General features: G+C 59.1%; 19 protein-coding genes and 2 tRNA genes. 11 read left to right on the top strand and 10 right to left on the bottom strand.

Annotated elements, in window-relative coordinates:
• Positions 1 to 8 precede the first annotated feature (8 nt).
• Entirely contained in the window at positions 9 to 1,451 is a 1,443-nt protein-coding gene (locus TRM7557_RS11970) for an NAD(P)-dependent oxidoreductase (protein WP_058290442.1), read from the bottom strand.
• Between the two features lie 248 nt (positions 1,452 to 1,699).
• Here TRM7557_RS11970 and TRM7557_RS11975 point away from each other — a divergent pair, with 248 nt between their 5' ends.
• Positions 1,700 to 2,503, top strand: a complete 804-nt coding sequence (locus tag TRM7557_RS11975; protein ID WP_058290443.1) for an undecaprenyl-diphosphate phosphatase — start codon at positions 1,700 to 1,702, stop codon at positions 2,501 to 2,503.
• A gap of 58 nt (positions 2,504 to 2,561) precedes the next feature.
• On the opposite strand, the gene TRM7557_RS11980 is transcribed toward TRM7557_RS11975, so the two are convergent.
• Complete coding sequence (locus tag TRM7557_RS11980; RefSeq protein WP_058290444.1) at positions 2,562 to 3,551, bottom strand: complex I NDUFA9 subunit family protein; 990 nt, start codon at positions 3,549 to 3,551, stop codon at positions 2,562 to 2,564.
• Positions 3,552 to 3,733: 182 nt separating this feature from the next.
• Here TRM7557_RS11980 and TRM7557_RS11985 point away from each other — a divergent pair.
• Both TRM7557_RS11985 and TRM7557_RS11990 read left to right on the top strand, forming a co-directional pair.
• Positions 3,734 to 3,820, top strand: a tRNA-Leu gene (locus tag TRM7557_RS11985).
• A 158-nt stretch (positions 3,821 to 3,978) separates the two neighbouring features.
• Positions 3,979 to 4,065 (top strand) — tRNA-Leu (locus TRM7557_RS11990).
• 113 nt (positions 4,066 to 4,178) lie between these two features.
• Here the strand turns inward: TRM7557_RS11990 and TRM7557_RS11995 are convergent.
• The 3 genes from TRM7557_RS11995 to xylF all read right to left on the bottom strand — a co-directional run bounded on the left by TRM7557_RS11995 (position 4,179) and on the right by xylF (position 7,360).
• On the bottom strand, positions 4,179 to 4,961 hold the full coding sequence (locus TRM7557_RS11995; protein WP_058290445.1) for an ATP-binding cassette domain-containing protein: 783 nt from the start codon (positions 4,959 to 4,961) through the stop codon (positions 4,179 to 4,181).
• A complete protein-coding gene (locus tag TRM7557_RS12000) occupies positions 4,961 to 6,259 on the bottom strand; it encodes a sugar ABC transporter permease (RefSeq protein WP_058290446.1) in 1,299 nt (432 codons plus the stop codon). The genes TRM7557_RS11995 and TRM7557_RS12000 overlap by 1 nt, the downstream gene beginning before the upstream one ends.
• A 72-nt stretch (positions 6,260 to 6,331) precedes the next feature.
• Positions 6,332 to 7,360, bottom strand: coding sequence for a D-xylose ABC transporter substrate-binding protein (gene xylF, locus TRM7557_RS12005; RefSeq protein ID WP_058290447.1), 1,029 nt, complete (start codon positions 7,358 to 7,360; stop codon positions 6,332 to 6,334).
• A 211-nt stretch (positions 7,361 to 7,571) separates the two neighbouring features.
• On the opposite strand from xylF, the gene TRM7557_RS12010 reads away from it, so the two are divergent.
• Both TRM7557_RS12010 and TRM7557_RS12015 read left to right on the top strand, forming a co-directional pair.
• On the top strand, positions 7,572 to 8,786 hold the full coding sequence (locus tag TRM7557_RS12010; protein WP_058290448.1) for an ROK family transcriptional regulator: 1,215 nt from the start codon (positions 7,572 to 7,574) through the stop codon (positions 8,784 to 8,786).
• Positions 8,728 to 10,323 carry a CRTAC1 family protein gene (locus TRM7557_RS12015; protein ID WP_082626602.1) on the top strand — a complete coding sequence of 532 codons (1,596 nt, stop codon included), beginning with the start codon at positions 8,728 to 8,730 and terminating at the stop codon, positions 10,321 to 10,323. Before TRM7557_RS12010 ends, TRM7557_RS12015 begins: the two co-directional genes overlap by 59 nt.
• On the opposite strand, the gene TRM7557_RS12020 is transcribed toward TRM7557_RS12015, so the two are convergent.
• Genes TRM7557_RS12020 through xylB form a run of 4 tightly spaced genes read right to left on the bottom strand, consistent with a single transcriptional unit; the run spans position 10,320 to position 15,398 of the window.
• Positions 10,320 to 11,633: a cytochrome c peroxidase gene (locus TRM7557_RS12020; protein ID WP_058290449.1), complete on the bottom strand. Its 1,314-nt coding sequence runs from the start codon at positions 11,631 to 11,633 to the stop codon at positions 10,320 to 10,322. The two genes, TRM7557_RS12015 and TRM7557_RS12020, sit on opposite strands and share 4 nt — an antisense overlap.
• Positions 11,630 to 12,643 carry an aldose epimerase family protein gene (locus TRM7557_RS12025; protein ID WP_058290450.1) on the bottom strand — a complete coding sequence of 338 codons (1,014 nt, stop codon included), beginning with the start codon at positions 12,641 to 12,643 and terminating at the stop codon, positions 11,630 to 11,632. The genes TRM7557_RS12020 and TRM7557_RS12025 overlap by 4 nt, the downstream gene beginning before the upstream one ends.
• The gene (gene xylA, locus TRM7557_RS12030) at positions 12,643 to 13,950 is read right to left on the bottom strand and encodes a xylose isomerase (RefSeq protein ID WP_058290451.1); all 1,308 of its coding nucleotides are present in this window, start codon (positions 13,948 to 13,950) and stop codon (positions 12,643 to 12,645) included. The genes TRM7557_RS12025 and xylA overlap by 1 nt, the downstream gene beginning before the upstream one ends.
• Positions 13,947 to 15,398 carry a xylulokinase gene (xylB, locus tag TRM7557_RS12035; RefSeq protein WP_058290452.1) on the bottom strand — a complete coding sequence of 484 codons (1,452 nt, stop codon included), beginning with the start codon at positions 15,396 to 15,398 and terminating at the stop codon, positions 13,947 to 13,949. Before xylB ends, xylA begins: the two co-directional genes overlap by 4 nt.
• 340 nt (positions 15,399 to 15,738) lie before the next feature.
• Here xylB and TRM7557_RS12040 point away from each other — a divergent pair, with 340 nt between their 5' ends.
• The 6 genes from TRM7557_RS12040 to TRM7557_RS12065 all read left to right on the top strand — a co-directional run bounded on the left by TRM7557_RS12040 (position 15,739) and on the right by TRM7557_RS12065 (position 19,608).
• A complete protein-coding gene (locus tag TRM7557_RS12040; RefSeq protein ID WP_058290453.1) occupies positions 15,739 to 16,353 on the top strand; it encodes a ribonuclease D in 615 nt (204 codons plus the stop codon).
• Between the two features lie 8 nt (positions 16,354 to 16,361).
• Positions 16,362 to 16,961 (top strand): LPS export ABC transporter periplasmic protein LptC, encoded by a 600-nt coding sequence (gene lptC, locus TRM7557_RS12045; RefSeq protein WP_074941781.1) that lies wholly within the window; start codon positions 16,362 to 16,364, stop codon positions 16,959 to 16,961.
• Positions 16,962 to 16,964: 3 nt separating this feature from the next.
• Positions 16,965 to 17,459: a lipopolysaccharide transport periplasmic protein LptA gene (gene lptA, locus TRM7557_RS12050; RefSeq protein WP_058290455.1), complete on the top strand. Its 495-nt coding sequence runs from the start codon at positions 16,965 to 16,967 to the stop codon at positions 17,457 to 17,459.
• A gap of 1 nt (position 17,460) precedes the next feature.
• A complete protein-coding gene (lptB, locus tag TRM7557_RS12055; protein WP_058290456.1) occupies positions 17,461 to 18,219 on the top strand; it encodes an LPS export ABC transporter ATP-binding protein in 759 nt (252 codons plus the stop codon).
• Positions 18,220 to 18,523: 304 nt separating this feature from the next.
• Positions 18,524 to 19,087 carry a ribosome hibernation-promoting factor, HPF/YfiA family gene (hpf, locus tag TRM7557_RS12060; protein WP_058290457.1) on the top strand — a complete coding sequence of 188 codons (564 nt, stop codon included), beginning with the start codon at positions 18,524 to 18,526 and terminating at the stop codon, positions 19,085 to 19,087.
• A gap of 56 nt (positions 19,088 to 19,143) precedes the next feature.
• Positions 19,144 to 19,608, top strand: a complete 465-nt coding sequence (locus TRM7557_RS12065) for a PTS sugar transporter subunit IIA (protein WP_058290458.1) — start codon at positions 19,144 to 19,146, stop codon at positions 19,606 to 19,608.
• A 16-nt stretch (positions 19,609 to 19,624) separates the two neighbouring features.
• Here TRM7557_RS12065 and TRM7557_RS12070 read toward each other — a convergent pair whose 3' ends face one another.
• Positions 19,625 to 21,088, bottom strand: a complete 1,464-nt coding sequence (locus TRM7557_RS12070; RefSeq protein WP_058290459.1) for a hypothetical protein — start codon at positions 21,086 to 21,088, stop codon at positions 19,625 to 19,627.
• Between the last annotated feature and the right edge of the window lie 3 nt (positions 21,089 to 21,091).

Consider the following 21,091-nt stretch of genomic DNA (forward strand, 5'->3'; position numbering starts at 1 on the left):
TGATTGCTTTACTCAGCTGCGACGGCAGCTTTGGCGTCGAATTTCTCGAGGATCGCTTCGGCGGTGTCGCGGCCGTCCTTGATGGCCCAAACCACCAGCGAAGCACCGCGCACGATGTCACCCACCGCATAGACGCCGTCCATGTCAGTCGCGCCGGTCTTGAACTCTGCCTTGATGGTGCCCCAGCGGGTCACCGGCAGGTCGGGCTGGTTCCAGAGCGTCGGCAGATCTTCGGGTTCAAAACCCAGCGCCTTGATCACCAGATCCGCGTCCTCGACGTAATCCGCACCCTCGATCACTTCGGGCGCCTGACGGCCAGAGGCATCGGGCTGACCCAGACGCATTTTCTGCACCATCACGCCAGCAACCTTGCCACCTTCCTCGGTGAAGCCTTTGGGCGCAGACAGCCATTCGAACACCACGCCTTCTTCTTCGGCGTTTTGTGTTTCGCGCTGCGAGCCCGGCATGTTTGCACGGTCACGGCGGTAGAGACATTTGACAGAGGTCGCGCCCTGACGGATTGAGGTACGAACACAGTCCATCGCGGTGTCACCACCGCCGATCACGACAACCTTTTTGCCATTGGCGTTCAGGGTGCCATTTTCGAACTCTTCGATGGTGTCGCCAAAGTTCGAGGCTTTGTTGGACACGGTCAGGAAATCGATCGCCTTCACAATGCCGGTCGCGCCAGAGCCCGGCATCGCCAGATCGCGGGATTTATACACGCCGGTTGCGATGATCACGGCGTCATGCTTCTCGCGGATGTCCTCGAAAGAGATATCCTCGCCGATGTTGCAGTTCATCACAAAGGTCACGCCACCGTCGGACAGCAGCTGATTGCGGCGCATAACCACGTCTTTTTCCAGCTTGAAGCCGGGGATGCCATAGGTCAGCAACCCGCCCGCGCGGTCGTAGCGGTCATAAACAGTGACCTGCACGCCCGCTTTGCGCAGCATGTCCGCTGCGGCCAGACCACCGGGGCCTGCGCCGATGATGCCCACAGATTCGGACCGTTCGGCCAGCGGGGTGTTTGCCTTCACCCAGCCTTTTTCCCAAGCGGTGTCGGTGATGTATTTCTCAACCGCACCAATGGTCACGGTGCCGTGGCCGGACTGTTCGATCACACAGTTGCCTTCGCACAGACGGTCCTGCGGGCAAATGCGGCCGCAGATTTCCGGGAAGGTGTTGGTGGCCTGCGAGGTCGCATAGGCCTCTTCCAGACGGCCCGTCGCGGTCAGGCGCAGCCAATCGGGGATATTGTTGTGCAGCGGGCAGTGAGACTGACAGTACGGCACACCACATTGGCTGCAGCGGGACGCCTGTTCTTCTGCCTTTGCGGCTGCGAATTCTGCATAGATTTCGTCAAAGTCCTCGCGCCGCGTGTCAGCCGTGCGTTTCTCCGGCATATCGCGATCGATTTTCACGAATTTGAGCATCGGTTGCTTGGCCACGATGAAACTCCCTCTAGGCTGGCTGCGACTGTATTAAAACGTCCGGCCCAACAATAAAAGTCATAATATATGACCTAAATAAGGGCTGGAACTTTGTCTTTAGCGAAAAAGTGGGTGTTGTACAGAGGTTTTTGGGTCCGATTCGGACCCAAAACAATTCTTCCCTAAGAAAACAAAGGATTTATACAGTGGCGTGACGGGACGGAATTTTTCCACTTTCCCGCAAACAGCCGCCGAAAGTGATAGCCATGCCTTTGTTTCAATTGATCCTTGTGGCCCTTATTCAGGGCATTACAGAGTTTTTGCCGGTCTCATCTTCGGGGCATTTGATTCTCTTGCCGAACCTCACAGGCATGGAAGATCAGGGGCAGGCGATCGATGTCGCTGTACATGTAGGCACATTGGCTGCGGTGGTGCTTTATTTTTGGAAAGACGTCCGCGAAGGATTGGGCGGTTTGCTGACGCTGGCCTGCGGCCGCATGGACACGCCGGGGGCGAAACTGGCCCTGGGTTTGATCATTGCCACCATCCCCACGGTGATCTTTGGCGCCTTCCTGCATTTCACCGGCCTGTCCGACGCGCTGCGATCCATTGCGGTCATTGGCTGGACCATGCTTGGCTTTGGCATTGTGCTTTATTTTGCCGACCAATGGGGAAAGACGGCCAAGACAGTGGGGGACTGGGGCGTGCGCGATGCGTTGATTATGGGGCTGTGGCAGATGCTGGCGCTGATCCCCGGCACCTCGCGGTCGGGCATCACCATCACCGGTGCGCGTCAGCTGGGCTACAGCCGCGAAGACGGCGCGCGTATTGCCATGCTGATGTCGATCCCAACTATTATCGCTTCGGGCCTTTTGTTGGGAATGGATGTGGTCAAAGACGGCAACTCGGGCCTCATGCGCGATATGGTGATCGCCGCTGGCCTTGCGATGATCTCTGCACTTGGCGCGCTTTATCTGATGATGCGACTACTGCGCTCGGTCAGCTTCACACCCTATGTGATCTACCGTGTGGTCCTGGGCGTGATTTTGCTGGTGGTGGCCTACAGCTAAAACGAAAAAGGCGCGTCGGGTTTCCCCGCGCGCCTGCTTTCTTGGGACGTTGCGGCGATCAGATGTCGCCGCGCAGATTGCTCGCCGAGGCGGTCAGCTCGTCGTATTGACCGTTGGGACGGAACTTCCACAGGTAGTCCGGCAGCACAGCCCCCATTGCGACCGGGCGGATGCCCAGATCTGCCAGCGTTTTAGCCCCCTCGGCGACAACATTGTCCACCTTGAGGTTTTTCAGCTGATCACGGGTCAGCAGGGTGTTTTCAAACAGACCCAGGCTCAGCGTCTGCGCCATGTCGAACCCAAAGGCCATCAGGCCAGCAGCAAAGCCCGGCAGGGACACAACCAGACGACGGCGCAGGATCACGTCCAGCATCTGGTTCATCAGTTCGGCAAAGGTTTTAACCTCAGCCCCGCCCAATTCATAGACGCCAGCTTCAGCCTCGCCCAACACGCCTTTGACAGCAGCCTGCGCAACGTCATCGACATAAACAGGCTGGAACTTGGTCGCGCCTTTGGCGATCGGCAGAACCGGACCCAGACGGGTCATCGCAGCAAAGCGGTTGAAGAACTCGTCTTCGGCCCCGAAGATCACCGAAGGACGAAGGATCACAGCGCCGGGCATATGCTCCAACACGCCTGCCTCGCCCTTGGCCTTCGTGCGGGCGTATTCGCTGTCGGCGCCAGCGTCGGCACCAATCGCCGAGAGATGCACCATGCGGTCAATCCCGGCGGCCTTTGCCAGACGGGCAATACGTTCCGCACCTTCAGCCTGCACCGCAGAGAAGGTGTTCTTGCCAACCTGGTTCAGCACACCAACGCAGTTCACAACGGCATCCGCGCCCTGCATCACGGCCGCCACAGAGGCATCATCGCGGATATTGCAGAAGACAGGCTCGACCTGACCCGGCACGCCATAGGGTTTCACATGCATCGCCTCATTGGGGCGACGCACGGCCACGCGCACGCGCCAGCCTTCTTTGGCCATACGGCGGGCAATATAGCGCCCGACAAAACCTGACCCGCCATAGATGGTGACCAATTTGGACATGACTTGGCTCCTCTGCGTTAGCTGTTGGTTTCGATCTACCCCTGCAAGCCCTTTCAAACAAGGCGCAAAACATCGGGTATTCTCATGGTTGCACGGTTACCGCAGAGTATTTCGCAAAAATGTCAAAATTCCACTTGCAGCCCCCCGCGACTCCCCTTATACGCCGCTCTCACGACATCTAAGCCCAGATGGCGGAATTGGTAGACGCGCTAGCTTCAGGTGCTAGTGTCCGTATGGACGTGGAGGTTCGAGTCCTCTTCTGGGCACCACCCCCCCTATGAAAATCGAAGAAACATCAACGGCTTCTGGCCGATCCACGTGATGATTCCACCTGCGCGAGAGCGCTAACTTTTTTCTCTGAAGGGCTGGCATTTTCCACTTGCAGCCCCCCGCGATCCCCCGTATACGCCTCTCCACGACATCTAAAGCCCAGATGGCGGAATTGGTAGACGCGCTAGCTTCAGGTGCTAGTGTCCGTATGGACGTGGAGGTTCGAGTCCTCTTCTGGGCACCATCCCCCCTTTAAATCAAATCTAAAAAGGTGTGGATGCACTGGTTTTATGTCGGTGTTTAACAACAAAAAAGACGCCCCTTGGGGCGTCTTTTGTTATTTCGGTGACCCGGCCCTTAGGCGGCGGCTTTTTCCGGTTTTTTACCCAGGATGATCATCGACAACAGGTCGTCATCGGTCACATCGTCAATGTCCACCGTGCCAACCAACTGGCCGTTCTTCATGACCGAGGCACGGTCGCACAGCTCCATCACCGCATGAACATCATGGTCGATCAGGAAGATGCCGATACCGGCCGCTTTCAGCTGCTGGATCAACTCTGCCACCATCTGGGTCTCGTGCGGGCCCAGCGCGGCGGTAGGTTCATCCATGATCAGGATCTTGGCATTGAAGTAGACCGCCCGAGCAATCGCCACCGACTGCCGCTGACCGCCCGACAGTGCCGAAACCGGCACGTTGAACTTGCGGAAGTTCGGATTGAGGCGCCCCATGATTTTGCGGCACTCTGCCTCCATCGCGGCGTCATTCACCAGCCCCATAGGCGTGACCAGCTCGCGCCCCAGAAACAGATTCGACGCCGCATCAAGGTTATCCGCCAGCGCCAGTGTCTGGTAGATCGTCTCGATATTGTGGGATCGCGCATCACGGGGGTTGGTGATCTCGACCTTGTTGCCGTTGATACGGATCTCGCCCGCGTCCATCTGATACGCGCCGGACAGCACCTTAATCAGGGTCGATTTACCGGCCCCATTGTGGCCCAAAAGGCCCACAACTTCGCCCGGATGCAGATCGACGGAGACGCCGTCGACCGCCTTGATGCCACCAAAGGAGATTGAGATGTCTTCCATCTCCACCAGCGGGGTTGCGCCTTGCGCGCGGAGTTCTTTGGGATCGGTCATTACTTTGCCCCCAGACGCTTGCGATAGACAATGTCGATAAAGACAGCTGCAACCAGCACAGAGCCGACGACAATGTTCTGGAACGGCGCATCAACGCCAACCATCGCCATGCCGGACTGAAGGCTCTGCATGATCAGCGCGCCCAGAATTGCGCCGTAGATGGTGCCAAAGCCGCCCGACAGCGCGGTGCCGCCGATCACAGCCGCCGCAATCACGCGCAGCTCGTCCAAGGTGCCGATGTCATTGGAGTGGTTGGCAAGACGAGCCGAAGCCACAACCGCAGACAACGCACAGAGGAACCCCATGAGGGCAAAGATCTTGACCGTCAGCTTGCGGGTGTTGATCCCCGACAGCTCTGCTGCGTCCGGGTTACCACCGGTGGCAAAGATATAGCGCCCCAGACGGGTGCGACGCGCCACAAGAGTCATCACCACAGCCACCGCGATCAGGATCAGCACCGAGATCGGCAGACCATAGCCCACGACAAGACCCTCGGGCATCACTTCGCCTTTGGCCTCAAACATGCGCTGCAGACGACGGGTCGGAATCGTGTAGCTGTTCAGGATCCAGACGAACCCCAGGATCGAGCCCGAGATCACCGCACCCATGACCGCTTCGGCCCAGAGGGGCTTCACCGGGAAGTCATGCGCCAACTTGGACCGACGGCTATTATAGAGTGCAAACAACGCAGCCCCCGCTGCCAAGAGCCCCAGAACCCAGCTGAATGTCGTGCCCAGCGTGCCATTGGTGCCGCCAAACATCATGAAGGTGCTGTCCAATGGGCCTTTGGTTTGGCCAGATGTCAGATACCACGCCACATTGCGCCAGACGAGAAAGCCACCGAGGGTCACAATAAAGGCCGGTATCGTCAGGTAACCGATCATCCAGCCATGAAAGGCCCCGATCAGCGTGCCAACGCCCAAACCCACAGCAACAGTGATGATCCAAGTCAGCGGATGGTTCAGACCCATCCCCAACATATCCGGCAGGATTTCGGTCTGCAGCATGGCCATCACCGCAGAACAGGTGGCCAACAATGCACCAACGCTCAGGTCAATATGGCGGGTGACAATCACAAACACCATGCCGGATGCCATGATGGCCACGGACACTGTTTGGATCGTCAGGTTGAAGATATTGCGCGGGGTGAGGAAACGCCCGTCGGTCAGGATATTGAACCCGATGCAAAGGATGATGAAGGCACCAATCATACCCAATAGACGCATATCCAGCTCAAGCTGCTGGAACAGGCCGCGTTTATTTTGGGAATCGATTGGCTGATGAGTGGTGGCGGTCATGTCCGGCTCCAGAGATCAGCAGAATAGGTGCAGCGTGCCCCGCAAGAGGGCGGGACACGCGCGGATTAGGTCTTAGTTACAGGGTGCCGGACCATTGGACACACCCTGACAGAGCGCGTCTTTGGTGATCCAACCCGCGTCAACAACCGCAGTCAGGTTGTCCTTGGTCACCGGAACCGGCGCCAAGAAACGCGCGGTCATGTTGGTGCCCGACGGAGAGGTCCAGGCGCCAGCACCCGCAACCGCTTCCATCGCGGTGCCACCGGCCAGTGCAACGGCGATTTCGCCTGCCGCGGCGCCGAGGTCACGTGCGTCTTTCCACACAGATACAGTCTGGGTGCCCTTGGCAACGCGGTTCAGCGCGGCGTGGTCACCGTCCTGACCGGAAACCGGGATACCTTCCATGCCCTGCGCGGTCAGCGCCGCCACAACACCGCCCGCGGTGCCATCGTTAGAAGCCACAACCGCATCCACCTTGTTGTCGGTGGCAGTCAGGATCTGCTCCATGTTGCGCTGTGCGTTCGCTGGCAACCAGCCATCGGTGTAAGCTTCGCCAACGATCTTGATGTCACCAGAAGACACAGCTGCATCAATGATCTCTTGCTGACCACCGCGCAGGAAGTCTGCGTTCGGATCCGTCGGAGAGCCTTTGATCATCACGTAGTTGCCTTTGGGCATTGCCTCAAAAACAGCCCGCGCCTGCATGCGGCCAACTTCAACATTGTCAAATGTCAGATAGAACGCGCGATCGTCTTCGATCAGGCGGTCATAGGCAACAACCGGGATCCCTTCATCCGCAGCAGCCTGAACCGCCGGACCAATTGCCTGCGCGTCTTGCGCCAGAATGATCAGCGCATCAACACCCTGAGCAATCAGGCTTTCAACGTCAGACAGCTGTTTGGACGACGAAGACTGCGCATCGGCCGAGATATACTTGGCACCCGCCGCATCCAGCGCACCAACAATGGCCGCTTCGTCGGTTTTCCAGCGTTCTTCCTGAAAGTTAGACCAGCTGACACCCACAGTGAGACCATCTGCAAATGCAGCGGAAGCAGCAAATGCACTGAGGGCGACAACGGAAATACCGTTCAATAGTTTCATGATTTTCCTCCCTATCGGCCCACCCCGATCCTTCCCCAATGGAGCGGTGCCGTGCCCTAGGTGTAGCAATATTTTTTTTGCATTTCAAATTAAATCGTGAGACCTTTGAAAACGGAGATGTTGTTGGACCCGCCACAAACTGGCATAAGACGCTACCCCGCCTTTAATTCTAGGGGGGACGCAGAAGGTGTCCAACTTCAGGAGGAGCACATTGTCCAGATCAGGAAAGCTCGCCTCTCAGGGTGAGCAACGTGAAAACGGACGGCAACAGATTCTCGATGTGATTCGTGCAAGCGAACACATCGCCCGGATCGATATTGCCAAGGCCACGGGCGTCAGCCCCGCAACCGTCACGGCGTTGACGTCCGAACTGCTGAACGCAGGTCTGATCTGTGAAGTCGCTCCTGAAGGCAACACCGAAGGCCGTCGCGGACGCCCGCGTGTGGGTCTTGCCATTCGCGGCGATGCCCACCGCATTGCCGGTATCAAAGTGGCCCGCCGCCTGATCTCGATTGTGATTACGGACTTTGCAGGCCACGAGATCGTCCACCATGAATTGGCTTTGGACACCGGCCGGATGCCCGCTCAGGTGCTCGCCCAAGAAATCCACCGCGCCTTGAAAGAGACCTGCAAACTGGGCGGATTCCCGATTGCGGACCTCTCGGGCGTGGGCCTTGGTCTGGCGGGCATGATCGATGCGCCGCGCAACTTTGTCTATTGGTCGTCCTCGCTGGAAGAGCGGAACATCCATTTCGCCGCGGTGCTGGAAGAAATCCTGCCCTGCCCGGTGTTTCTTGATAATGACGCGAACCTTGTGGCCAAGGCAGAGCATCTGTTCGGCGCCGGGCGCAACTGCGACAACTTCATTGTCATTACCATCGAACATGGCGTTGGCATGGGCGTGGTGATTGATGGCAAGATTTATCGCGGCACCAAAGGCTGCGGCACCGAGTTTGGCCATACCAAGGTGCAACTGGAGGGTGCGCTGTGCCAATGCGGACAACGCGGTTGCCTCGAGGCCTATGTCGGGGATTACGCCCTGCTGCGCGAGGCCAATATCTCCAGCGGCGGCGAACGCTATCAGACGCTGGCGTCGCTGTTCAGCGCCGCGCAGAAGGGCGACGCCATGGCGCAATCCGTACTGGACCGCGCGCGGCGCATGTTTGCGTTGGGTTTGGCCAATGTGGTCAATATCTTTGATCCCGGTAAAATCATCCTTGCCGGCGCGCGCCTGTCGTTTGATCACCTCTATTCGGATCGCGTGATCGACGAAATGCAACAATGGATCGTCGACGTCGACGCCCCGATGCCAGAGATTCTGGTCCACGACTGGGGCGATCTGATGTGGGCAAAGGGAGCCGCCGCCTATGCAATCGAAGAAGTCTCCGCCCTCACCGTCAAAAGACTGGCTGGGGCTGCGGGGTAGCCGCCTTTCCCTGTGCGCCGTTGCGGTCAGCTGTCTGACCGCTGCCGCGGTCGCCGAAACGCCCAGCGCATCCCCAGAATTTTTGCCCAAACCCTTTCCCCACCATGTCTATGACGGCGGGTGGGAACACTATGTCGGCGGTGGCGTCGCCAGCTTTGATTGCAATGGCGACGCCCTGCCCGAGCTTTACGCCGCAGGCGGTGCCAATGCAGCGCAACTGATGCTGAACCGCTCCGCCCCCGGTGGCGAACTGCGGTTTGAGACCGCCCCGACCGGACCCCAATCCCTGACCGATGTGACCGGCGCTTATGCGCTCGATATTGATGGCGACCAAATCCTCGACCTTGTTGTCCTGCGCGCGGGTCCCGACCAGCTGCTGCGCGGCTTGGGGAATTGCCAGTTCGCCCCCTTTGAGGGGCTGAACTTTCAGACAGGCCCCGCGTGGACCACGGCGTTTTCGGCCACTTGGGAAGGCGGTAATGCGCTTCCAACACTGGCCTTTGGCACCTATGTCGACCGCGCCAATCCCAATGGCCCCTTTGGCACATGTGATGACACGCTGCTGTATCGCCCCGAAGGGCCTCAAGGGAATACCTACGCCCCGCCACAACATCTCAGCCCCGGATACTGCGCCCTGTCTGCGCTGTTTTCCGACTGGAACCGCGATGGCCGCGCCGATCTGCGTCTGTCCAATGACCGCCATTACTATGTGCGTGGCGGCGAAGAGCAGATGTGGGCGATGGAGGGCGACCCGCGACTCTATTCAAGGGAAGACGGCTGGGAACCCTATGCGCTCTGGGGCATGGGGATTGCCGCGCGCGACATGGATGGCGACGGGCATCAGGATGTGTATCTGACCTCGATGGGGGATCAGAAGTTGCAGATGTTTGATGCAAAAACCGGCGGCCCTGTGTGGCGCGATGTGACCTATGCCTTCGGCACCACCGCGCACCGCCCCTACACCGGTGGAGATGGTCGCCCATCGACCGGCTGGCATGCTGCTTTTGGCGATGTGAACAACGACGGCCGCGACGATATCTTTGTCGCCAAGGGCAATGTGGAACAAATGCCTGACGCCGCCCAGAAGGACCCGAATAACCTGCTCCTCCAGCAGCCCAACGGCCGCTTTGTTGAGGGTGGAGACGCCGCAGGGATCGCCAGCCTGCATCGCGGACGCGGTGCCGCGCTGGTGGATCTAAATCTGGATGGGCAGCTCGATTTGGCAGTGGTCAACCGCCGCGCCAAGATGGAGCTGTGGCAGAACCAGGGCACAGGCGGCAATTGGTTGCTGGTGAACCTCGAAGGGCCTGCGCACAACAGCCGCGCAATCGGGGCCTTTGTCGAACTGGATCTGGGTGATCGCGCAGTATTTCGCGAAATCACTGTGGGCGGTGGGCATGCAGGGGGGCCTGCGGGCGACGAACACTTTGGCCTGGGGACGGTTGACCATCTGCGTCTGCGGGTGATCTGGCCTGACGGCCGTACAGGCGCGTGGCAAGAGGTTCAGAGCAACCGGCGTGTGACGGTGGCCTATTAACGGTCGACAGGCAGCCCGCTGGGCACGGCCTTTGGCACGCCAAGTCGCCCCGCAGCCGCCCCGTCATCCGTCAGCGCCCAAAGGAAGGCCACCAAAGCGGCAATCTGAGTATCATCCAAGTCTGGCCCTTTCGGCACCGCGGCCTGCACCAGACGCGCGCGCTCCTCGGCATCCTCCAGCATCCGGAAATCCTGACTGCCCTTCAGCGGCGGCAACACCGCTTGAGAGCGGTCGTAATCCGCAAGCCGCGCCGCAGGATCCAAGTGATGGCGCAGCACAGCCTCAAGCGTGGCATAGGCGCCCGAATGCCCATATGGCCCAGTCAGAGTCACATTTCGCAGCGATGGTGTCCGGAACGCATAGGCCTGATCCAATACACCGGTCACCCGAATGCGGCCCTCGTCGCGCGCATGGTTTTCAAACCGCGCAGCTTTACCCGGTCCGATCTGCGGAATGGCAAGCGCGTGGAAATCATGGTCTGTCTGAAACCACCCGGAATGGCAGCTGCTGCACTGCGCCGCGCCGTAGAACAGGTCCATCCCGCTCTGTTCCACGTGGGACAATTTCCCCATGCCCAGCATGTATCGGTCAAACGGGCTATTGTCGGCGCGCCATTCAAAACGGATGAAATCGGCAAGGATATTGCCAATCTCGGCAAAGGTCACCGGCACCTCTTCGCCCAGAACCACATCAAACCGCTGCCGGTATTCCGGAATGGCTTCGACCCGCGCGGCAATCCGGTCCCAGGCCCCGCCCGGCTGCGACAACTGCCCAAGCCGCACGGCCTGTGCCACCTCGTTTTCAGAATAATGCCCTGCCATCTCATCCGCGGACAACACCGGGAACATGGCTTGTGCGGCAAGCGCATCATCAAACCCCTGCACCATGTCTTCGCCCAAAGGCGTGCGAATACCACCGGGAAAATCCGGGTGGTCCTCGAGCCGGCCGTCATGGAACATGACCCGGAACTCTTCTGCGCCAAGATTCCACAGGGCGGGCGCATTGCGCGGCAAGCGCTGTTCGGGCAGGTTTTCAGGATCTGCGCGGCGGTCCGGGCCAAGGCCAATACCGCCCTCTCCAAGGCTCAGCGACACCCCATCCGAGGTGCCAAACCGTGGATGATGGCAGGTTGCGCATGAAATATTGCGGTTGCCTGACAGAATAGGGTCATAAAACAACAATTGGCCCAGCTCTACCGCGTCCATATCGGGAACTGGAAAGGCCGCGCGCGGGCCCAAATCCGGTCGATCGCTGGCAATTGACGCCCCTGCTGTGGCCAAGGCAAGAAAAGCCGCGATCATCCATCTCATGTCTGGTCAAACTCCAACCGAAGGATCTGGCGATAGGGGCGGTCCGGGGTCGCCAACACATCCGGAAAATTCGGGCAGTTCACCGCATTGGGAAAGCCCTGCGGTTCTATGCAGATGCCCTGAAAGGGGCCCAGCTGTTGACCGGGCAATCCCCCGGCCTGCGCGGCCATCCCCCCCGCAGTATAGACCTGCGCGCCGGGTTGATCTGAAAACACGCGCATCCGCAGCCCATCAGGTGCCGTCACTGTGGCAACACTCATTGAATTACCACGACCTATTGCGAAACACAGATTGTGATCCATTCCCAACCGAGAGGGATCGTTCTCTAAAAGGCTGCGCTCTGCGCCAAAGTCGAACCGGCCTCCTGCGACGGATTCTATATCACCAGAGGGCACATTGGTCCCATCCAGCATCAGCACGCGATCTGCGTCCATCTGCAAACGATGACCCCAGATCGTATCCGCCCCACCTGCAAGGTTGTAGTAATTGTGTTGCGCCAGGCTGATCGGTGTTTTTTGATCGACCTCGGCCTGCATGTCATAGGTGACGGCATTGTCCTCAAGGCGCACCGTTACCGTGAACTTGGCAGCGCCGGGATAGCCGTTTTCACCATCAGGCGAGGTATATGTCAGCTGGGCAGTGGCAGCATCCAGCAGATCAAGATCCCAGAACACATGGCTCAGACCCTGCCCGCCGCCGTGCAGATGGTTCTTGCCCTCATTGACGTCCAAGGCAATGATCTTGCCATCCAGCTCAAAACGAGCGCCTTTGGTTCGCCCAGCAAGACGCCCTGCAATAACACCCATATAGGCCGGGTTTTCCAAGTAATCAGCGGGGTTTTGATACCCCAAGATCAGGGGCCGATCGGCCCCCGATGCAATGTATCGCAGATCACGCGTTACGGCGCCAAAATTCAACAAAGACAGGGAAAGCCCAGCTGTTTCCAGCCGGGCCTCCTTGAGCATTTGGCCCTGAAAGAGCCCATGGTCGATGATCTGCGTGTGGGTCATTAAACGAAGCGATTGACGTAGTTTTCCAAGATTTCCTGACGGCCGGACTTCGGCTCAGGATTGATCCCTTCGTTTAGCACGCGGTCGGTGATCGAGGCCAGATCGCTTTCCAGCATGCCCTTTGCCTCTGCGCTTTCCCAACCGGCATAGCGGGCCTTCAGCGCCTCTTCCAGACCGCCATCTTCCAGCATCGCGGCCGCCGCTTTCAGACCACGGGCACAGACGTCCATACCACCGATATGGGACGCGATCAGATCCTCGGCGTCGATGGACTGACGGCGCACCTTGGCGTCAAAGTTGGTGCCGCCCGAATTCAGCCCCCCTGCTTTGAGGATGTGATAATAGGCCAGCGCCACTTCGGGCACATTGTTCGGGAACTGGTCGGTGTCCCAGCCAGACTGGTAATCATTGCGGTTCATATCGATCGACCCCAGCATGCCTTCAGAGGCGGCAACGGCGATCTCATGCTCAAAGCTGTGACCCGCAAGGATCGCGTGGCCCTGCTCCAGGTTCAGTTTGACCTCGTTCTCCAGACCATATTTGCGCAGGAAGCCGATGCAGGTCGCCGCGTCATAGTCGTACTGGTGCTTCGACGGCTCCTGCGGCTTAGGCTCGACCAGGATCGCGCCTTTGAAGCCGATCTTGTGTTTGTAGTCGACAACCATGTTCAGGAAACGGCCCATATGGTCCAGCTCGGATCCCATGTCGGTGTTCAGCAGGGTCTCGTAGCCTTCACGACCACCCCAGAGGACATAGTTCTCGCCGCCCAGTTTGTGGGTGGCATCCATGCAGGATTTCACTGTCGCCGCCGCAAAGGCAAAGACATCCGGGTCCGGGTTGGTCGACGCGCCACCCATCCAGCGACGGTGCGAGAACATGTTTGCGGTGCCCCAAAGCAGCTTGGTGCCCACGGCGTCCATCTTTTCGCCGATATAATCGGTGATCTCGTTCAGGGTGTTCAGATTGTCGGCAAAATTGCCCTGCTCGGGGCGAATGTCGGCGTCATGCCAGCAGAAGTACGGCGCGTTCAGAATGTCGAACATTTCAAACGCCACATCGGCCTTCATCTTGGCACGGCCCATGTCGTCCTGCGGGTGCCACGGGCGCACGAAGGTCTGGCCCCCAAACGGGTCGCCGCCTTCCCATGCGAAAGAGTGCCAGTAAGCCACGGCAAAACGCAAATGCTCGGCCATGGTTTTGCCCATGATAACCTCATCCGCATTGTAATGCTGGAACGCCATCGGATTGGTGCTGTCGGCACCTTCATATTTGATCTGGGCGATATCGCCAAAGAAGCCAGTGCTCATGTCATCAAAGCCTTCATGCTGGGGTAAAGCGCAGAGTAGCGGGCGTAGGCCTCATTGTAGGCCGGGACCAGCTCGCTGCGCGGGTCAATAGTGTGAGAGACAGGTGGCGCGGTCATGACGGTGGCCGCATCTGCGCCACAGGCCGTCATGGCCAGACGAGCCGCGCCCAGCGCGGCCCCGAATTCGCCCTTGTCAGGAATATCAAGCGGCACATTCAGAACGGTCGCAAGGGTTTCAACCCAGAACGGCGACTGGGTGCCACCCCCAACAGCCAGCAGGCGGTTCAGGTTGGTGCCGGTGCCTTTCAGCGCCTCAAGACAATCGCGCAGCGCAAAGGCCACACCCTCCATCGTCGCTTGGGTCATCTGCGCGGGCCCGTCGCCAATGTCGATGCCGGAGAATGTCGCGCGAATGCGGCTGTCATTGTGCGGTGTCCGCTCGCCCGACAGATAGGGCAAGAAAGTGATCGAAGACGGACCCGAAATACTGTCCGGCAAGTCGCCTGCCAATGTCGCCGGGGTCTGCCCCAATGTCCGCGACAGCCAGTTCAGACAGTCGGTTGCCGCCAGAATCACGCCCATCTGATACCAGGTTTCAGGCACCGCATGACAGAAGGTATGCACTGCAGAAGCCGGATCCGGCGCATAAGACTCCTTGGCCGCCAGCAGCACACCCGAGGTGCCAAGGCTGACAAAGCCTTCGCCTTCACGGAAACAGCCTGCACCGCAGGCCGCAACCGCGTTGTCCCCACCGCCACCAGCAATCACCACGGGGCCCTCAATGCCCCATTCCCGGCACAGCTCGCGGCGCAGCTCTCCACCCGGCGCGGCACCTTCAACCAGATCCGGCATCTGATCGCGACGCATACCTGATACGTCCAGCAGCTGATCGGACCAGTCGCGCGCGCCCGCATCCAGCCAGGATGTGCCCGCACTGTCGGACATATCTGAAATGAATTCACCGCTCAGCCAGTAGCGCAGGTAATCTTTGGGCAGCAGCACCTTGGCCACATTGTCAAAGACATCGGGTTCATTGGCTTTGACCCAGGCCAGCTTCGGCGCGGTGAAGCCGGGAAAGACAATATTGCCAGACAGCTCCCGGACATCCGGCGTCTGGTCAAGCTTTGCGGCCTCCACCGCAGAGCGGGTGTCGTTCCACAAAATGCAGGGGCGCAGGACCTCGCCTGCTTTGTCCAGCAAAGTCGCGCCGTGCATCTGGCCACTCAAACCGATCCCTTTGATCGCCGCGACCTCTGTCGGGTGTGCTTCGCGCAGCGCAGCCACGGCTTCGGAACAGGCCGCAATCCAGTCACCGGGCGTCTGTTCGCTCCAGCCTGTCGCAGGGTGCGATACGCCATAGCCTGCGTCGGCAACGCCAACAACGGCCCCGGCCTCATCGGCCAGAAGCGCCCGCAGCCCCGACGTTCCCACGTCAAGACCCAAGTACATGTTAAGTATCCTCCCAAGTGCCGTCTGCCGCGAACCACTGCTCTGCGGTAGATTTATTTTGGCACTTGAAATAAAGCAGATTCAAGGGATGCTGTCAATCTGAGCACAGTATGATTGAGGTGTTCGCCTCAGAAATGGAAAGAAACACGTCATCCCCGTTTCGGCCCCGTCCATGACCCGCCACGGTTAAGCGCGGAACTGGCAGGTGCCCGGCTGTTGAGTTCCCGCCCCAAAAACCCTATGTCCTATCCAGTCACATCACCCCTGGGACCCGCCGGAAAACGGCACGGTCAAGACCAACCGCCGCGATGGCATCGCGGCAGCCAGAAGGAAACGCCCCTTGGCCAATCATCTGTATCGCAATGATCTGCCTGACGGGCTGGACCTTGGCCAAATTGTCGCAATCGACTGCGAAACCATGGGGCTTAATCCGCATCGCGACCGGCTGTGTGTGGTGCAGCTGTCTGCTGGGGACGGCGACGCGCATATTGTGCAGATCGACCGCGGCCAGACCAGCGCCCCGAATCTCGCAGCCCTCCTGAACGACCCCAGTGTTCTCAAGCTGTTTCATTATGGCCGCTTTGACATTGCCGCGCTTTATAATGCCTTTGGCGCATTGGCCGCCCCGGTCTATTGCACCAAGATCGCCTCGCGCCTGACGCGGACCTATACCGACCGCCACGGGCTGAAAAACCTGACCCAAGAGCTCCTTGGCGTTGATATCTCTAAACAGCAGCAGATGAGCGACTGGGGCGCGGCCGAGCTGAGCAAGGCGCAACTGGACTATGCGGCATCGGATGTTCTGCACCTGCACCGCTTGCGGGACGCATTGGATGCGCGGCTTGCACGCGAAGATCGCCGCGACATGGCGCAGGCCTGTTTCGACTTTTTGCCAACCCGGGCGCGGCTTGACCTTGCGGGCTGGGCCGACACCGACATCTTCGCACATTCCTGAGCCGCCCCATGGATCTTTACTCCCGGATCATATCACTTCTCAGGGTTTTCCTTCCGCTGGCTGCATTGGTGCTGCTGTCGACCGTATTCATGATGTCGCAGCGCATCCGCCCGACAGCGCCGATTCCCTTTGCTCCCAAAGAAATCGAGGATCGCATTGCCGGCCATCAGGTCACCGCGCCTTTTTATACAGGCGTCACCAAAGCCGGCCACGAGGTCATGATTTCGGCCGCACGCGCCCTGCCCAGTCAGGGGGACCAAGTGGCGCAAGTGCACGAAGTTGGCACCGAGATCCGCATGCTCGATGGCACCCGCCTTCTGGTACTCTCGGATAGCGCTCGCCTTGCACGCAGCGGCACCAAAGCCGAACTGGACGGCAATGTACGTATTCACACGTCGGATGATCTGCAGATCGTGACCGAAAAAATAGAAGCCGCCCTGGACGAACTGGATGTCCAAGCCCCGGAACAGGTGCGTGCGCGCGGTCCTTTGGGGGATTTGACGGCCGGATCCCTGCGGATCTTCACAGAAACGCAAAATGGGCCTGCGCATATTAGGTTCCACAAAGGCGTGAAGCTGATATACGATCCGGGCAACATAGAAAGATAAACTGTGCGACACTTACTTGGTCTGATTTTCTGTGGCCTTCTGGCTTTTTCCCCTGCACTGGCGGCGGCGCAATCGGCAGCTTTGGCCTTTGGGCAGGTCAAAACAGACCCCTCTACCCCGGTCGAGGTCACCGCAGATGCGCTGGATGTAAACCAAGGCGATGGCTCTGCCGTATTCACTGGAAATGTCCTGATCATTCAAGGTGACATGCGGCTGAGCGCCGACCGCGTACAGGTGGTCAATCGCACCGAAGGCCGCGGTATCGAACGGCTGGAAGCCACCGGAAATGTGGTGCTGGTCAGCGGCACAGACGCCGCCGAAGCGCAGCGCGCGGACTACAGCGTCACATCTGGCAAAATTGTCATGACCGGGGACGTGCTGGTGTCCCAAGGGCCCAGCACATTGGCGTCAGAGCGCATGGAAATCGATCTGGCCAGCGGCGCTGCAACAATGACCGGCCGCGTGCGGACCTTTCTGAACACGGGCGATCAGAACTGATATGAGCAAACCGGAACTGACCGTGACCGAGGGCACCTCAGGCCTGCGCATTGAGAAACTGCGCAAGAGCTACCGCAAGCGTGTGGTAATCCGAGACGTGTCGATGGAGCTTGCCCGCGGCGAGGTTGTCGCACTTCTGGGTCCGAACGGATCGGGCAAGACCACCAGTTTCTATGCCATTGCCGGTCTGGTGTTTGCCGAAGGCGGCACCGTCAGCATTGACGGGCAGAATGTGACGTCCCTGCCGATGTACCGCCGCGCCCGCCTTGGGATCGGCTATCTGCCGCAAGAGATGTCAATCTTCCGCGGCCTGTCCGTCGAAGATAACATCCGCGCCGTACTCGATATTGCTGTTGATCAGGAACACAAACGTCGCGAACGGCTCGAGGAGCTGTTGTCGGACTTTTCGATCGAACACCTGCGCCGCGCCCCTGCTTTGGCGCTGTCGGGCGGTGAACGGCGCCGGGTCGAGATTGCCCGCTGCCTGGCTGCGGACCCCAAATACCTGCTGCTGGACGAACCTTTTGCTGGCGTTGACCCGATCTCGGTTGGGGACATCCGCAATCTGGTTGCGGACCTGAAAAAACGCGGATTGGGTGTATTGATCACCGACCACAATGTGCGTGAAACGCTGGAAATCGTTGATCGCGCTTATATCCTGCACGATGGTCATGTTCTGATGTCCGGCACCCCAGAACAGGTGGTCGAGAACGAAAATGTCCGCCGCGTATACCTCGGGGACAATTTTCGCATTTCCTAAGTGCGATTTACATAATTTTCCAATCAAACACACTCTTTTGCACCCCCACCTTCGCAGAGGTGGGGGACGGTTTTACATTGACTTCGGGGCAGCTTTGTCATCGAATTATCATATGGCACATGCAATCTGCGGCAGTAATTCAACGTCGGCCTTGGCTTCAAGGTCCGTTGTTCACTGTGTCAGTCGCCGTGCCACCCCAACCCGCAGCTTGGAACGACCGGCACCGCCGGGACCGCGCTTTGGCGCGTCCCGCACTCACGCGATGTCGGCGTCTGATGCTGCGGCGCAACGATGAGGAGATCACATGCGTTACACCATCAGCGGAAAACAGATCGACATCGGCGAATCCCTGCAAACCCACGTAGAGGCCGAACTTAGCGCCGTACTTGAGAAATACGCAGGCCGCCCGACTGACGCTCAGGTCGTTTTTTCCCGCAACGCGCATGAATATGTATGCGAGGCCACCGTGCACCTGTCCACTGGGCTGACCTGCCAGGCCAAAGCCCATGCTACGGAAATTTATGCCTCTTTTGACAAAACGCTTGAGAAAATGGACAAGCAGCTGCGCCGGTACAAGCGGCGCCTGAAGGATCACCACCGCGAGCGCGGAGAACCCGTTGAACTTTCCGGCGCGAGCTCGTATATCCTCGCCTCCGAAGCGGCCGACGCCAACGAGGAACCGGACACCCTCCAGCCCATTATTGTGGCCGAAATGGAGACCAAGATCCCGGCGCTCTCAGTTGGTGAAGCCGTAATGCAGATGGAGCTGGCCGGCGCCCCGGTATTGGTGTTCCGTAACGAAAACAAAGACGGTTTGAATGTGGTCTACCGGCGCGAAGATGGTAACATCGGCTGGATCGATCCGTAAAAGAAGATCCCAAGGGGGGAAATTCCCCCCTTCGATCGCGAGTGGAGCAGGCAACAATGCAGATTTCGACAATCCTGAGCCAAGAGGCTGTAAGGGTCCTTGGGGCTGTTTCCTCAAAAAAACGTCTGTTTCAGGACGTGGCCGAGGTCGCGAAAGCGGCCTATGGCCTGCCTGCTGATGCCACCCTCGAAGCGCTGCTGGATCGTGAAAGCCTTGGCCCCACTGGCGTTGGCCATGGCGTGGCCCTGCCCCACGCCCGCCTTGAGGGGCTGGATCAAGTGCGCGGTGTGTACGTGGCGCTGGAAAAACCGCTGGATTTCGGTGCCGTAGACCGCCAGCCAGTTGACGTGATCTTTGCCCTTTTTGCACCGATTGATGCCGGTGTAGAGCATTTGAAAGCGCTTGCTTTGGTGTCCCGAACCCTGCGTCAGCAGAGCGTCTGCACCAAACTGCGCGCCAATCCTGATCCGGCCACACTTTATACGATTCTGACGGAAAACCAGTCCGAACAGGCTGCTTAAGCGCGCCGTCGCAGGGTCAGCCCCTGCGCCAGTCCCCAAAACCAAAAGTGACGTAATCGCGCTGGTAAATCGACCGGCACAGCGATTCAATTTCCGCGTCATAAATGTCACCGAGGGCGAAAGGCAGGTCTTCGGACGCGCCCAGCACTGGCGGGATATCACCAGCGTCTTGACCCGCACGTCGCTGCACGCGCCGCGCCAGATGCGGCAGCTCTTCGGTCAGCTCTGCCTCGTGAAGCACATGATCGGGCGCTGCCAGCTCGGCGAAACCATTCAGGATCTCGCGTTGACTTGCCCAGGCACTGTCGACGCGCACCGTGGTCTGCCCGGCCAGATTGGCCTTCACAAAGGCAAGGAACTTCAAAAACGCCTCACGATGGGCGGCCAGATCATAGTCCTTGGGCAAAATGGTGCCACTGTCGAACTTTGGCAGCTTCAGCTTGAACTGGCCCTGCATTGCCTGCCGAATTTGACGCAAAGATTTGGGATCGGCCAGCAGAACCCGCTCGCAAAACACCGCATGGGCCCGCGCCACCGGGTGGCGAACCACGGTGAAACTGCAAAACCCTTCGTGCGCGCGCTTCCATTGGCGCAGCTCTTTCTGGTTCAACTTGGTCTGCAACCCGTCCGAGGCCGCCCCCTCCAAGCCCGCCATCCAGTCCAGAACCTGTGCGGTGGGTCCGCCATCAATGGGCTGAAACAACAGCGGCAGAACATCCGCGGCGAAATACCCCGGCACAGACGGGCCGCGGCGGGGTTCGAAATTCGGGGTCCGGGTCATATTGAACCGGTCCATGCCCGCCAATGCCGCCTCCATGACCTCGGGATTGGCGACTTTGGCGGTGATCGGCTCTGGGTTTTGCGGTTTCAGCTTCGAATCCAAGGCTTCAAGGCGCGCCGGAACGCCCAGCCACTGCGCCAGACCATTCATCACATCCAGCGACTGCAAGTCCTCGTAGGCCACATAAAAGGCCGTCTGACCACTGGCCTGAAGCCGGTTCAGAACCTCGACCTGAAACACTTGCAGCGCCGCAATATGGTTTGCGAACTCTTCCGCGTCGAAGACCGCTTTCTCGCTTTTGCGCGCCTTAATATTGGTCAGTTTCCACTGCCCCGTGGCCTGCGCAATCTTCCAGGACACATAACTGTCAAGCGGATTACGGGTCAGGATAACTTTGGCGCAGCGTTCATCTGCAAGGATCTGGTCCAGCACACGCGGGTCATGATCATGAAAATAGCGAAAGCCAGACAAGCCATCGGGGTCATCACGCAGCGCCGCCAGCAACCGGTTCGGGTTCTTGTCGCGCTGGACCTGACTGATGCCCAGAATCTCTTCGCTGTTGGGATAGCCGATAAAGGCCGGGTTAAAGGCTTCTCCGCGGCAAAAGACCCCTTCCAGCGCGTTCAGATTGGCTTCAAGAAAATTGGACCCGGTCCGCATTTCGGCAAGAACGACAAAGCTGGAAAAGATGTTTTTCATAAG

It is taken from the genome of Tritonibacter multivorans (assembly GCF_001458415.1).
GTDB classification, from domain to species: Bacteria; Pseudomonadota; Alphaproteobacteria; order Rhodobacterales; family Rhodobacteraceae; genus Epibacterium; species Epibacterium multivorans.

Coding starts and splice junctions, on each gene's coding strand:
- TRM7557_RS11975 (WP_058290443.1), top strand. CDS start 1,700: ATGCCTTTGTTTCAATTGATCCTTGTGGCCCTTATTCAGGGCATTACA.
- TRM7557_RS11980 (WP_058290444.1), bottom strand. CDS start 3,551: ATGTCCAAATTGGTCACCATCTATGGCGGGTCAGGTTTTGTCGGGCGC.
- TRM7557_RS11995 (WP_058290445.1), bottom strand. CDS start 4,961: ATGACCGATCCCAAAGAACTCCGCGCGCAAGGCGCAACCCCGCTGGTG.
- TRM7557_RS12000 (WP_058290446.1), bottom strand. CDS start 6,259: ATGACCGCCACCACTCATCAGCCAATCGATTCCCAAAATAAACGCGGC.
- xylF (WP_058290447.1), bottom strand. CDS start 7,360: ATGAAACTATTGAACGGTATTTCCGTTGTCGCCCTCAGTGCATTTGCT.
- TRM7557_RS12015 (WP_082626602.1), top strand. CDS start 8,728: ATGCAATCGAAGAAGTCTCCGCCCTCACCGTCAAAAGACTGGCTGGGG.
- TRM7557_RS12020 (WP_058290449.1), bottom strand. CDS start 11,633: ATGAGATGGATGATCGCGGCTTTTCTTGCCTTGGCCACAGCAGGGGCG.
- TRM7557_RS12025 (WP_058290450.1), bottom strand. CDS start 12,643: ATGACCCACACGCAGATCATCGACCATGGGCTCTTTCAGGGCCAAATG.
- xylA (WP_058290451.1), bottom strand. CDS start 13,950: ATGAGCACTGGCTTCTTTGGCGATATCGCCCAGATCAAATATGAAGGT.
- xylB (WP_058290452.1), bottom strand. CDS start 15,398: ATGTACTTGGGTCTTGACGTGGGAACGTCGGGGCTGCGGGCGCTTCTG.
- lptC (WP_074941781.1), top strand. CDS start 16,362: ATGGATCTTTACTCCCGGATCATATCACTTCTCAGGGTTTTCCTTCCG.
- lptB (WP_058290456.1), top strand. CDS start 17,461: ATGAGCAAACCGGAACTGACCGTGACCGAGGGCACCTCAGGCCTGCGC.
- hpf (WP_058290457.1), top strand. CDS start 18,524: ATGCGTTACACCATCAGCGGAAAACAGATCGACATCGGCGAATCCCTG.
- TRM7557_RS12065 (WP_058290458.1), top strand. CDS start 19,144: ATGCAGATTTCGACAATCCTGAGCCAAGAGGCTGTAAGGGTCCTTGGG.
- TRM7557_RS12070 (WP_058290459.1), bottom strand. CDS start 21,088: ATGAAAAACATCTTTTCCAGCTTTGTCGTTCTTGCCGAAATGCGGACC.